This window comes from Sphingobium sp. SYK-6, from assembly GCF_000283515.1.
GTDB classification, from domain to species: Bacteria; Pseudomonadota; Alphaproteobacteria; order Sphingomonadales; family Sphingomonadaceae; genus Sphingobium; species Sphingobium lignivorans.
On record NC_015976.1, the window covers coordinates 554,467 to 566,595 of the forward strand.

Consider the following 12,129-nt stretch of genomic DNA (forward strand, 5'->3'; position numbering starts at 1 on the left):
CCCGCACGCCCCGACATTCACGCCCGGTCTTCTCAGCGCCCCGGCCTTCTCACGCCCGGCCCCCATATCCTTCGTCATCCCGGGCTCGACCCGGGATCCAGCTTCTTCTTTTCTCAAACCTGCCGGGCCCGACGCTCCTCAAGCCAGCGGATCCCGGGGCAAGCCCGGGATGACATCGTGCCAGGATGACATCGTACGTAACAGGACAAGGCGCCCCCCAAGCCCCGCCGCGTCACGCCATCATCGCCGCCTCCTCGCGGCGCAGCGTCAGCACGTCCACGCCGCGCCCGGTCACCGCGACGGTATGCTCGAATTGCGCGGAGAGCTTGCCGTCCTGCGTCACCACCGTCCAGCCGTCGTCCTGCGTCGTCACTTTGCGGCTGCCCTGGTTAAGCATCGGCTCGATGGTGAAGACCATGCCCTCGCGCAGCTTCATCCCCGTGCCGGGCTTGCCGAAGTTGAGCACCTGCGGCTCCTCGTGCATCTCGCGGCCGATGCCGTGCCCGCAATAATCGCGCACCACGGAATAGCCGTGCTGCTTGGCATGCCGCTCGATCGCGAAGCCGATGTCGCCCAGATGCGCGCCGGGCCGCACTTGCCTGATGCCTTTCCACATCGCCTCGCGCGCCACGCGCACCAGCCGCCGCGCGGCCGGGGGCGCATCGCCCACGATGTAGGTCTTGCTGGAATCGGCGATGAACCCGTTCTTCTCCAGCGTGATGTCGAGATTGATGATGTCGCCCTCGCGGATGATCTGCCCCGCATCGGGCACGCCATGGCACACCACATCGTTGATCGAGCAGTTGAGCACATAGGCAAAGCCATATTGCCCCTTGCTCGCCGGCCGCGCGGCAAGGTCCGCCGTGATGAACCGGTCGACCAGATCATTGACCGCGAGCGTGGACATGCCCGCCAGCGCCTGGCCGTCCAGCATCTCGAAGACCGATGCCAGCAGTCGGCCGGAGATACGCATCAGCGCCAGCTCGTCCGGGGTCTTCACCATCTCAGGCGGCCACCGCCTCGGGCACCGCAGCCTGCCCCTGCGCCGCCGCCACCTGCATCCTGACGATCTCCACATAGGAGAGCGCCGGGTTCGCCTCGGCCAGCATGCCGATCTTCATCCAGAACTCCGCCTGCGCATTGATGGAGCGGCACATCACCCCGCTCGCCCGCCGCACCTCCTCATGCAGATCATCCCCGATCTTGACGATACCCATGTTTGATTCCCCGTGATGGACTATACGGTTCGTATATGAATCGTATATTGCGGGGTGTCAAAGGGGGATACATGTTTACGAATGACAGCTATGTCTCTCGTTATCGCCTGGTTCCGCAATCGGTCATCCTCTCCTAAGTGCACCGCAAACAAGGAGGATGCTTGCGATGCGAGCCAGAGGCGAGTGCCCGACGGGACTCGACGACAAGGCCCAATGAGAGCGTAGCGTCTGTGCTGACGTGGAGTTACCGGCTCGCGCTCCTAATAGTTTCTTCGACAAGGATTACATTAGGGGCGGCATGCTGAATATGCGCCGCAACGCGGTCCATGCCTCGACCAGCCCTGTTCGCCAATCGTCAGGGCTGGCCCCGCCTACCTCGAACTCAATCTCCAACGCTGGTTCAAGCGCCGCTGGTGGCTCACCGCCCAAGGTCTGCATGGCGGGCCAAAACAACCCTTCGAGGCCCGTAACGCCAAGCCGGACGCGAAATGGCCCTGCGCCGCCGCTTTCCGAGAGCCGTTTCAGCGATGCGTCAAGCAATTCGGCCCAATTAGCAGGAATCTGATCCCCAAAAAAACATGGCCGTCCTTTCCAGTCGCTACCGATACCAGTCTGGGCAGTCCAAATTTCGCCCGTGCTTCGAAACCACATAGATGCAGCATCCAATTCCGCCACGACATTCGCTCGGACGCTACCACTATAAGTCAGCACACCGCCGGTCACATTGCCCCAGTTGTAACCGCCATAGCCACTGATAAACGGCCCGTGCGTGCCCCCATCGAGAGCGGACGGATCGAAGGTTCGCGGCAAGACGCGGACATACCAGCGCCCGCCTTGTCCCCATACCCTGTTTCCCGATCCGGAGCGCTCGTTGATCCTAAATTGCGAGCCGGGCTCGATCCAGAGCGATGGGTCACTTTGGGACGTGGGCTGCCAGGCTGGACCCGCAAAGGCCGGGAGTGGAATGCCGTCGAGGCAAGCGCCGATGCGATCGACAAATCCCTCCACTAAGACGCCCCGTGCTTTGCCAAGCTCCTCGCGGCTTGCGCCGGCTTCAAGGGCGTAGGTGATTGGGCCACGGCGACCGCGAAGATCGAAAGGCAAATCCTCGAAGCGGCTCTGAGTGAAAGCCGTATTCCATACTGTCAGGACGCGATCGACGCCCAAAGCTTTCTTGGCGTAGCCCAACTCGATCAGTACGTTGGGGTTGGCGACATGCTTGCCCATCTCAGAGATGGTGATCGGTGTCACGTCGGCGACAAATACCGCGGCGGCGTCAATCTTAGCGAGGATAGCTGTGACAATATCAGGGGAACCAGGCAGGCCGCGTGTGTCGTGGTCGATCTCAAGTCGCTCTTCAATATGGGCACCGCCAGTCAGATGACCGAGCGCAAGAACAAGTGCCTCGCGAATCAGATGACGCGTCACACGTTCATCGCGATCGCTTTCCCAGGACCAGAATACCGTTCGTGCCACGTTTCTCAAACCCCTTCGGCTGTCCGGCGACGGCAGAACATCTAACCCCCGGAGGGCTGCCATAGCCGGGCAAAAACGTGCCGATAATGCCATGCCAGCACGGCCCACCAGATGGGCCAGATGCTACCCCAGACATAACTGCCGGTCAGGAAATAGTGAAACAGGGCGATCACCGTGATGGCAGGGGCCACCAGCAGGAGTCCCACCGGCGATGACCGATTGAACATCAGCGCCGCGCCCCCTGTCAGCAGCGAAACGATAAGAAGCGGGTTCATGAAACCGGACCTGTTGAGTGCGCCGGTGAGGTCTGCGGCAGCTTCAACGGCTTCAGGGGGATGATTTCCGTCAAACTGTATGACGACGGATAGCGTCAGGCCGATCAGGCACAATCCGAACAAGTAGCGCGCTACCTTCCAACCGATCTCGTTCCAACGCATCCTGACCGTTCCCCTGCGGAGCTCAAGGAGGATAAACATCAGAATCGAGGGGCCGACAAGCCAGGACTTCGCGCAACTTTGGGCGGCGACGCTTCATCCCCGTGCCATCATGAAATGCCCTGCGGCGTTTACTTGAAAGCCGGCATGCCGCTTCGGCCCGTTTCTGGCGAGGACCTGCCGTTCAGCAATCGGCTATGAAGGGACATCGATGAGCTGGCGCTGGCCGCCCCTGCGCCACCCGGCATTCAGCTATCCGTTAATCCCGGCCCTCACCCCAGCATTTCCCCCAAAAAACCCGTCGCCGCTGCCCAGCTCCTGCGGTTCGTGTCCGGCTGGAAGCCGAAGCTGCGGTCCGCGTTCAGGGGCACGTCGTCGGCGGTGAAGGCGTGGCCGGTGCGGCTGTAGGTGATGAACTGGAAGTCCACGTTCGCCTGCGCCAGTTCCTTGCACAGGGCCGTCTTGGCTTCGGGCGGGCAGAGATTGTCGTTCCAGCCGTCGCAGATCATCAGGCTGGCGGTGATGGGCGCGTTGGGGAAGGGCGGGGCGTCGTACACGCCGTGGAAGGAGACGCCGGCCTTGATGTCGGCGCCCGCGCGGGCGAGGTCGAGCACGCATTTGCCCCCGGCGCAGAAGCCGATCGCGCCGAGGCGGCCCGTGTCCACGCCCGGCAGGCCCTTCAGCTCGGCCAGCGCATCGAGCAGCCGGGTCTTCACAGCCATGCGGTCCGCCATGAAGTCGTGCAGCAGCTTGCCGGAACTTTCCATGTCCGTGCCGCGCTTGCCCTGCCCGTAATAATCGACGACGAGCACCTTGTAGCCGAGCGCCGCGAGCGTCTCGGCCTTGGCGAAGTCCCATTCCTTGGCGCCGAAGAAATTGGGGAAGAGCAGGATGCCCGGCTGCGCGCCGGCCGCCGCGTCGCTCACGAACATCGATTCGAACGGGCCGCCGGGGCCCTCATGGATGTGCACGGTGCGGGTGATGGCCATGATCCGTCTCCTTCGCTTTGTCGGGTCGGGGGCTTCAATGGCCGATTGTCCGGCGCCGGACAAGTTGCGCCGTCCTGAAATCGCGCTATCAGGCCCCCAGCCCAAGACAATCCGGAGTGATCCTGCATGCCCACGCTTGTCCTCATCCGCCATGGCCAGTCCGCCTGGAACCTGGAGAACCGCTTCACCGGCTGGTGGGATGTGGACGTGACGGAGAAGGGCGCGGCGGAAGCGACGGCGGCAGGCGCGCTGATGAAGGAGAAGGGGCTGGATTTCGACCAGTGCTTCACCTCGCTGCAGAAGCGGGCGATCAAGACGCTCCATCTCGCGCTGGAGGAAATGGACCGGCTCTGGCTGCCGGTGGAGAAGGACTGGCGCCTCAACGAGCGGCATTATGGCGGCCTCACCGGGCTCGACAAGGCGGAGACGGCGGCCAAGCATGGCGACGCGCAGGTGAAGATCTGGCGCCGCAGCTTCGACGTGCCGCCGCCGCCGCTGGAAGCGGGCAGCGAATATGATCTCTCGAAGGACCGGCGCTATGCGGGCATCGACATTCCCGCGACGGAAAGCCTCAAGGATACCATCGCGCGCGTGCTGCCTTATTGGGAGAGCCGCATCGCGCCGGAGCTGAAGGCGGGCAAGCGCGTGCTCATCTCCGCCCACGGCAATTCGCTGCGCGCGCTGGTCAAGCATCTCTCCAACATTCCCGATGACGAGATCACCGGGCTGGAGATCCCCACCGGCCAGCCCATCGTCTATGATCTCGCGGACGATCTCACGGCGCTCGACCGTTATTATCTCTCCGAGCGCTGAGCAGGGGAACGCGCGGGGGGCGCGGCAGGGGCCTTGTGCCGCCGTTGCCCTCCCCGTATGCGGCAATCCACCATCAAGCCATTGATATAAAAGAAAAATAGGATCGACCGCGATCCGCTCGCCCGGGGCGACCGTCCCCGGGCGGAGACCACCCTTTTTATATGTCCTGATGTGTCCGGAAATGGCGCGCGGCTGGCCGCGCCGCCGGGATCAGATCCCGCCGAAAACCGCGCTTCTTCCTGCTGAAAACACGCCATCGCACCGATGGCGAACCGTCCGCCTTTTTCCGTCAGGCAGCGAGCACGTCGCCTGCCTCGGGGTGCCGCCGGAAATAAGTGACGACATAGCTGCACAGCGGCCGGATCTTCAGGCCCCGCGCCCGCGCATCCGCGACCACGCCGTCGATCAGCCGGGCCGCGATTCCCTGGCCCTGCAACGCGGGCGGCACTTCGGTATGGGTGATCGCGAGCACATCGCCCTGCCGGTGATAGTCGGCGAGCGCGAGCCCCCCATCCACCGCCAGCTCGTAGCGGCTGCGTTCCGCATTGTCCCGGACGTCGCTCATGCCTTTCTCTCCTGCGGGCGGGCGGGCGGGTGGGGACCAGCTCCCGCCGCTCGCCTGCCTTTTGGCGCTGTACATGGCCATGTCCGCGCGGGCGATGGCGGCGAAATCGCTGTCGCCCGGGCGCAGGTCCGTGCAGCCGAACGAGGCGGAAAGCGGCAGCAGATGATTGCCGAAGCGGCATTCCGTCTCCGCGATCATGCTGGCGAGCTGGCGCGCCTTGTCCGCCGCGCCGCCCTCGCTCACGCCGTCGAGCAGCAGCGCGAATTCATCGCCGCCCACCCGGGCCGCGATGTCCGTGTTGCGCACGCAGGCGCCCAGCATCCGGGCGACGTGCAGCAGCGCATAGTCGCCGGCGCTGTGGCCGAATGTGTCGTTGATGAGCTTCATGCCGTTCACGTCGACGAACACCAGGGCCGACTGCGCACCATAGCGCTCCAGCCGGTTCAGGCGTTCCGCGAGGCAGGCGATGAAATGCCGCCTGTTGTAGAGCGGCGTGAGCGTATCGCGCACGACCAGTCGCTCCAGCTCCTCATTGGCGAGTTGCAGCAGGCGCACTTCCTTGCGGAGCGCGTCCACTTCCTGTTCGAGTGCCGAAACGTCGCCGCTGCTCTGATCGCGCGAAACGTCCCGGGTAGTGGCTCGTGCCAAACTCTACCTCCCTTGCGCGACCGCGGGATGATGATGTTTATCGCTGTATAAATTCATGTTCTGAAAAATGCAGCCCAAAAAGCGCGTTTCGGCCCATGGATGGACCGCTTTGACTGGTTGTGCAGCATGGCAGTGATCTCTATTGGCCAGTGCCTTAACGATACATTGCCAGCTATTCCCTACCGGAAAGTTCGGCATCTTTTTGAAACCGCAAGGGCAGGGACGCGGCCATGGTGAAAGTGGGAATTATCATGGGGTCCCGGTCGGACTGGGAGACCATGCGCCACGCGGCCGAGACGCTGGAAGCGCTGGAAATCCCCCATGAATGCAAGGTGGTGTCGGCTCACCGCACGCCGGATAGGCTGGTGGACTATGCCAAAAGCGCGGTCGGCCGGGGCCTTCAGGTCATCATTGCGGGCGCCGGCGGGGCCGCGCATCTGCCGGGCATGACGGCTGCGATGACTCGCCTGCCGGTGCTGGGCGTGCCGGTCCGCTCGGCGGCGCTCTCCGGCGTGGACAGCCTGTATTCGATCGTCCAGATGCCGGGCGGCATTCCGGTCGGCACGCTGGCGATCGGCAAGCCCGGGGCGATCAATGCCGGGCTGCTCGCCGCCGCGATTCTCGCCAATGGCGATCCCGCACTGGCGGAGCGCCTTGAGGCATGGCGTGCCCGCCAGACCGAATCGGTCGCGGAAACCGTCGCGGACGATGTCGAATGAAGGTCGTTCCGCCGGGGTCCACCATCGGCATCGTCGGGGGCGGCCAGCTTGGCCGGATGATGGCGATGGCCGGGGCGCAGCTGGGCTATCGCGCCCACATCTTCGCGCCCGAGCCGAGCGGCCCGGCCGCTGACGTCGCCGCGGACTGGACGCAGGGCGCTTATGAGGATGCCACGGCGCTGGCCCGCTTTGCCGAGGCGGTGGACGTCATCACTTATGAATTCGAGAATGTGCCGGCGGCCACGGTCGATCTGCTGGCCGGGCTGGGGCATGTCCATCCCAATGCCCGCGCGCTCGGCATCGCGCAGGACCGGCTGAGCGAGAAGGCCTTCTTCGCGGGCCTCGGCGGACGGACGGCGCCTTATCGCCCGGTGGCCGATCGCGCGGGGCTGGCCCTGGCCGTGGAGGAGATCGGCGCGCCCGCCATCCTCAAGACGACCCGCTTCGGCTATGACGGGAAGGGGCAGGCCCGCATCATGGCGGCCGATCCCGCACAGCTCGATCGCGCCTGGGCGGAGATCGGCGGGCGCCCGGCCCTGCTGGAAGGCTTCGTGCGCTTCGATCACGAATTCTCGGTGATTCTCGTGCGGGCGCGTGACGGGGAGGTCCGCTTCTGGGATTCGCCGCACAACGTCCATGTCGAGGGCATCCTGTCGACCTCGGTGGTGCCTGCGCCCGCGCCGGTGCTGGCGCAGGTGGATGAGGCACGGGAGATCGCCGCGCAGGTTGCCCATGCCCTCGATTATGTCGGCGTGCTGACGCTCGAATATTTCGCGGGCGACAAGGGCCCGATCTTCAACGAGATGGCGCCGCGCGTGCATAACAGCGGCCACTGGACCATCGAGGGCGCCGTCACCAGCCAGTTCGAGAATCACGTCCGGGCGATTTGCGGCCTGCCGCTGGGCTCGACGGCCCGCGCCGCGGCAGGCGTCGCCATGGAGAATATCATCGGCGCGCGAGCGCACGACTGGGCAGCGATCCTCGCCGACGAGACCGCCCATCTCCATCTCTATGGCAAGCATGAGGCCCGGCCCGGCCGCAAGATGGGCCATGTGACGCGGCTGCGCCTGAATGGAACGGCCTGACATGCCGGAGGATCGCACCATGACGGAAGATCGCCCTGAGATCGTTCTCCTCCTCGCCCGCGCCGATAATGGCGTGATCGGCAGCGAGGGCGATATTCCCTGGCATATTCCCGGCGAGCAGCGGCGTTTCAAGGCCATGACGATGGGCACGCCGATGGTCATGGGGCGCAAGACGTTCGACAGCCTCCCCCGCCTGCTGCCCGGCCGGCGGCACATCGTGCTGACGCGCGACCGGGCGTGGCAGGCCGAGGGAGCGGAAGTCGTCCACAGTGTCGAGGAGGCGATTGCCATCGCGCGGGCGCCGGTCCTGTCCGTGATCGGCGGCGCGGAGATCTATCGCCTGTTCGAGCCGGTCGCGGATCGGCTGGAAATCACGCAGGTCGGGCTGAACCCGCCCGGGGACGCGCGCATCGATGCGCCGTCACCGGCGCGCTGGCGCGAGGCTGCGCGAGAGGATTTTGCGGCCGCGGGCGATGTCCCCGCCTACAGCTATCTGACCTTCCTGCGCGCCTGAAGGCCCTGAGAGCTTCCTCTGCCGTGGCCGGGGCATCGCGCGCCCGGGCGGCCAGGCCGCGCCATCCTTTGCTGCGCCGGCACGCGGGGACTGGCGCAGGCGCGGCCCGGTGCCTATAGCGCGCCGGAATGGAACGGATCACGAGCGATGAGCCCATGCCCGCGCATCTGCGCGGCGCCATCATCGCACTGGGCAATTTCGATGGCTTCCATGCGGGGCATCAGGCGGTCGTTGGCCGCGCCGTGGCGCGTGCCCGCGCGGAAGGGCGTCCCGCCATCGTCGCGACGTTCGATCCTCATCCGATCAGTCATTTCCGCCCGGACCTGCCGTTTTTCCGCCTGACCACGCTGGCGCAGCGCGAGCGGCTGTTTGCCGAGGCGGGGGCGGATGCCATGCTGGTGTTCCGCTTCGGCGCGGAAATGGCGGCCATGAGTGCCGAAGCGTTCGTCGACCTGCTCTGCGGCAGGCTCGCGGCGGCGGGCGTGGTCACCGGCGAGGATTTCACATTCGGCCGCGGTCGCAGCGGTACCATCGCGACGCTGGCGACGCTGGGCGCGAGCCATGGGCTGGCCGTGGAGGCCGTTGCCGCCGTGCGGGACGAGACGGGCGCCGTGATCTCGTCGAGCCGCATCCGCGAGGCGCTGGCGGCGGGGGATTGCGCCACCGCGACGCGGCTGCTCACCCGGCCTTTCACCATCGCCGCGCCGGTCATCCACGGGGACAAGCGCGGGCGCACCATCGGCTTCCCGACCGCGAACATGGATCTGGGCGACTATCTTCGCCCGGCCTACGGTATCTATGCGGTGCGGGTGCTGCTGTCGGACGGGCGAGTGCTGCCGGGCGCCGCCAGCCTCGGCATCCGTCCCACTTTCCAGCCTCCGAAGGAACTGCTGGAAACCTTCATCTTCGATTTCTCGGAGAGTCTGTACGATCAGACCGTGGAAATCGCGTTGATCGAGCGGCTGCGTCCCGAGGAGAAGTTCGACAGCCTGAAGGCTCTTGTCGCGCAGATGGACGAAGACGTCGCCCGCGCCCGGGCGATCCTCGCCGCCGCGCCCTGAGACGCGGGGAAAGACTCGCCCCGCGCGCGTCCCTTGCGCAGATCTGTTGCATCGGTCGCTCTCCTGCCCTCAGATAGGAAGACAAGAGGACAGGAGAGGACCGTGACCCAACCGCCCACCATCGAAGCACCGCGTCTCATCCTGCGCGCTTTCCGCGCCGAGGATGTCGACACCTTCTGCGCGCAGATGGCTGACGATGCGTTCGCCACTTTCATCACCCGGGAGGGCCGGGGGCTTTCCCATGGCGAGAGCTGGCAGCGCTTCTGCTCGCTTGCCGGCCATTGGGTCGCGCGCGGCTTCGGGAATTTCGCGGTCGAGGAGAAGGCGAGCGGTGCCTTTATCGGCCATGTCGGTCCGCTGGAGCCGCCCGGCTGGCCGGCCTTCGAGATCGGCTGGGGGATTTTCCCGTCCTATCAGGGCAAGGGATATGCGAGCGAAGCGGCGGCGGCGGCTTTCCGCTGGGCGCATGACGCGCTGGGCAGGACCGAGACGCTGCACATGATCGATGACAGCAATGCGGCCAGCCAGAAAGTGGCCCGTGCCCTTGGCGCAGAGCCCGGCGAGATGTGGACGCCGTTCTGGCCCGACGCGAAGCCGGTCCGCAAATGGCGCACCACATGGGAGGCCTTCACGGCCTCCCCGGCCTTTGCGCGGCTGACGACGTAAGCGGAGGGGGAACGGTATGACGGATGCCCAGCGGGCGATCGAAGCCGCGAACAAGCAGGTCGTGCTGGAGATGTGGCACGAGGTGATCGACGGGCGCAACGTCGCGGCGGCGGCGAACTATATCGCCCGCGATTACATCCAGAACAGCCCGAGCGCGCCTTCAGGGCTGGAGGCGCTCGTCGCTTTCCTTCGCAAGGAATTCGAGGATTCGCCGCCCCGGGCGCCGGGCACCTATCCGCTCACCCGCTTCGAGTTTGTCCTCGCCGAGGGCGATCTGGTGCAGCTCATGTTCCGCCGCGAGGTGCCGGATCCGCATGATCCCGCGCGCCTCCGCCCCGTCTGGTGGTATGACAGCTATCGCGTGCGCGACGGCCTGATCGTGGAGCATTGGGATTCGGCGCTGGAATGAGGCGCGTGCCTCAGCGCCGGGCCCGGCGGAAAGTATAGCTCAGCGCCAGCCCGCCGGAAATCTGGTCCCGCGATCCATAGTCCCGCACGATCGGCGAGTCGGCGACATCGCCGATCAGCCGGTCATAACGCGCATAGCCATGCACGCTCCAGCGCTGGTCGATCTGGCGGATGAAGCCGACCGTGCCGCCCACGGCCTGCGCGCCGCCGCCGGGATCGAAGGCGGGCAGGCCGGAAGCCGCGCTTTCCGCCTGCGACACCCCGAAATAGGCGCGATGAAGGCGCTTGCCGCCCAGCGTGAGGCGGGGCCCGGCCGAGACCAGCCAGTTGTCCGCGTCCCGCAGGACCCAGTCGGCACTGAGCCCGCCGACCCAGGCCTTGTGGCCGCCCAGGCCGCGCCGCACGTCCGCGCGCAGTCGCAGCGTCTCCACGACATAGAATTGGACGAAGGCGCCCGCTTCCAGGGTTCTTTCGACCGTGGCGATGCCCGGCGCGGTGTCGCTGCTCCGGCGCCTTCCCTCGAAATTGAGCGCGGGGCCGATCTCGAATGTCCCCACGCGCGCCAGCGGAAAGCCGAAGCTTTCATCCGGCGCCTCGAAGGGAAAGGGGCTCTCGCCACGGGCCAGATCGACTTCCATGAACGGACGCAGCGAGACCCGGTCGGCTCCGGGATAGGCGGGGACGAGCTGAGGCCCGAGCGCGACGCGGATGCGCAGGGGTTCCTTGTCGCTGCTCGTCTGCTGGGCCTGGGCGGTGGCCGGAAGAAGGAAAGCAAGGCCAGAGAGGAAAGCTGTGCGAAAAAGGGCGATCGGCATGTCGTCTCCGGCTCGCAGCCTGGTGCCCGGCCCGGTGCCGACGCCGCTTGCGATGTCTATGCTCTCTGCATAACCCGCTGCGCCGCCCTGTAAATATTGAAAGCCCGAAGCGGCACCGCGATGCCGGCTTCGGGCTTGTCATTCGCATTTGGATTGAAGGGTCAGTCGCGGATCCGGTTGCCGGCCTCGCTCATCGCTTCTCCGGTTTCGTCAGCCGCGGCATCTGCGCCTTCGCTGATGTCCCGGCCGAGGTCCCGCGCGGCTGCGCCAGCGTCGTCGGCCGCCTCTTCGGTGGCCTGCACCGCGTCATCGCCGGCTTCCTCGATATCCGAGCCGATCGCATCGCCGGCCTCGCGACTTTCCTCCTGAGCCCGGTCACTGCACGCCGGAAGCGTGGCAGCAAGCAGGGCGGCTCCAAAGATTGCCAGGGACGTTTTCATGAGTTCTCCTTCTGTGAAAGCATGTAGGCCGGCCCGCCCGGCGGCGGGACCGGAACCGCGCCTGCGATCAGTCGACGCGCACGTCGCCCAGCGAGCCCAGCACGCCAAAGGCCTGCAGCAGCCAGAGGATCACGGCGATGACGACCACGACGTTCAGGATGCTTTTGATCTTCCCGTCCATGGGGATGTAGGTGTTGATCAGCCACAGCAGCACGCCGACGACGACCAGAATGATCACGACACTGACGAGCGACATCGGAATTCTCCCTGCATTTTGGC

Annotated in this window: 16 protein-coding genes; 7 read left to right on the top strand and 9 right to left on the bottom strand. The window is 65.8% G+C overall.

Annotation, left to right across the window (positions count from 1 at the left end; genetic code table 11):
• Positions 1-232: 232 nt before the first annotated feature.
• From map to SLG_RS02620, 5 genes are all read right to left on the bottom strand, one after another.
• Complete coding sequence (map, locus tag SLG_RS02600) at positions 233-1,003, bottom strand: type I methionyl aminopeptidase (RefSeq protein WP_014074857.1); 771 nt, start codon at positions 1,001-1,003, stop codon at positions 233-235.
• 1 nt (position 1,004) lies between these two features.
• Positions 1,005-1,217 carry a ParD-like family protein gene (locus SLG_RS02605; RefSeq protein ID WP_014074858.1) on the bottom strand — a complete coding sequence of 71 codons (213 nt, stop codon included), beginning with the start codon at positions 1,215-1,217 and terminating at the stop codon, positions 1,005-1,007.
• A gap of 282 nt (positions 1,218-1,499) precedes the next feature.
• A complete protein-coding gene (locus SLG_RS02610; RefSeq protein WP_041391687.1) occupies positions 1,500-2,693 on the bottom strand; it encodes a hypothetical protein in 1,194 nt (397 codons plus the stop codon).
• Between the two features lie 41 nt (positions 2,694-2,734).
• Positions 2,735-3,130 carry a hypothetical protein gene (locus SLG_RS20195; protein ID WP_148276466.1) on the bottom strand — a complete coding sequence of 132 codons (396 nt, stop codon included), beginning with the start codon at positions 3,128-3,130 and terminating at the stop codon, positions 2,735-2,737.
• Positions 3,131-3,399: 269 nt separating this feature from the next.
• Positions 3,400-4,116, bottom strand: a complete 717-nt coding sequence (locus SLG_RS02620) for a dienelactone hydrolase family protein (RefSeq protein ID WP_014074862.1) — start codon at positions 4,114-4,116, stop codon at positions 3,400-3,402.
• A gap of 126 nt (positions 4,117-4,242) precedes the next feature.
• Here SLG_RS02620 and gpmA point away from each other — a divergent pair, with 126 nt between their 5' ends.
• The gene (gene gpmA, locus SLG_RS02625; RefSeq protein ID WP_014074863.1) at positions 4,243-4,929 is read left to right on the top strand and encodes a 2,3-diphosphoglycerate-dependent phosphoglycerate mutase; all 687 of its coding nucleotides are present in this window, start codon (positions 4,243-4,245) and stop codon (positions 4,927-4,929) included.
• 289 nt (positions 4,930-5,218) lie between these two features.
• On the opposite strand, the gene SLG_RS02630 is transcribed toward gpmA, so the two are convergent.
• Positions 5,219-6,142 carry a diguanylate cyclase gene (locus SLG_RS02630; RefSeq protein ID WP_014074864.1) on the bottom strand — a complete coding sequence of 308 codons (924 nt, stop codon included), beginning with the start codon at positions 6,140-6,142 and terminating at the stop codon, positions 5,219-5,221.
• Between the two features lie 230 nt (positions 6,143-6,372).
• Between SLG_RS02630 and purE the strand changes: the two genes are divergently transcribed.
• The 6 genes from purE (at position 6,373) to SLG_RS02660 (ending at position 10,596) form a co-directional block, all read left to right on the top strand.
• Positions 6,373-6,861, top strand: a complete 489-nt coding sequence (purE, locus tag SLG_RS02635; protein ID WP_014074865.1) for a 5-(carboxyamino)imidazole ribonucleotide mutase — start codon at positions 6,373-6,375, stop codon at positions 6,859-6,861.
• Positions 6,858-7,946 carry a 5-(carboxyamino)imidazole ribonucleotide synthase gene (locus SLG_RS02640; RefSeq protein WP_014074866.1) on the top strand — a complete coding sequence of 363 codons (1,089 nt, stop codon included), beginning with the start codon at positions 6,858-6,860 and terminating at the stop codon, positions 7,944-7,946. Before purE ends, SLG_RS02640 begins: the two co-directional genes overlap by 4 nt.
• Before the next feature lie 19 nt (positions 7,947-7,965).
• A complete protein-coding gene (locus tag SLG_RS02645) occupies positions 7,966-8,460 on the top strand; it encodes a dihydrofolate reductase (protein WP_014074867.1) in 495 nt (164 codons plus the stop codon).
• Between the two features lie 128 nt (positions 8,461-8,588).
• Positions 8,589-9,521, top strand: coding sequence for a bifunctional riboflavin kinase/FAD synthetase (locus tag SLG_RS02650; RefSeq protein WP_014074868.1), 933 nt, complete (start codon positions 8,589-8,591; stop codon positions 9,519-9,521).
• Between the two features lie 102 nt (positions 9,522-9,623).
• Positions 9,624-10,187 (top strand): GNAT family N-acetyltransferase, encoded by a 564-nt coding sequence (locus SLG_RS02655; RefSeq protein WP_014074869.1) that lies wholly within the window; start codon positions 9,624-9,626, stop codon positions 10,185-10,187.
• A 16-nt stretch (positions 10,188-10,203) separates the two neighbouring features.
• A complete protein-coding gene (locus SLG_RS02660) occupies positions 10,204-10,596 on the top strand; it encodes a nuclear transport factor 2 family protein (RefSeq protein WP_014074870.1) in 393 nt (130 codons plus the stop codon).
• Between the two features lie 10 nt (positions 10,597-10,606).
• Here the strand turns inward: SLG_RS02660 and SLG_RS02665 are convergent, their stop codons facing one another.
• From SLG_RS02665 to SLG_RS02675, 3 genes are all read right to left on the bottom strand, one after another.
• The gene (locus tag SLG_RS02665) at positions 10,607-11,410 is read right to left on the bottom strand and encodes a MipA/OmpV family protein (RefSeq protein ID WP_014074871.1); all 804 of its coding nucleotides are present in this window, start codon (positions 11,408-11,410) and stop codon (positions 10,607-10,609) included.
• A gap of 161 nt (positions 11,411-11,571) precedes the next feature.
• Positions 11,572-11,850 (bottom strand): hypothetical protein, encoded by a 279-nt coding sequence (locus tag SLG_RS02670; protein WP_014074872.1) that lies wholly within the window; start codon positions 11,848-11,850, stop codon positions 11,572-11,574.
• Positions 11,851-11,917: 67 nt separating this feature from the next.
• Positions 11,918-12,106, bottom strand: a complete 189-nt coding sequence (locus SLG_RS02675) for a Thivi_2564 family membrane protein (RefSeq protein WP_014074873.1) — start codon at positions 12,104-12,106, stop codon at positions 11,918-11,920.
• Positions 12,107-12,129 lie beyond the last annotated feature (23 nt).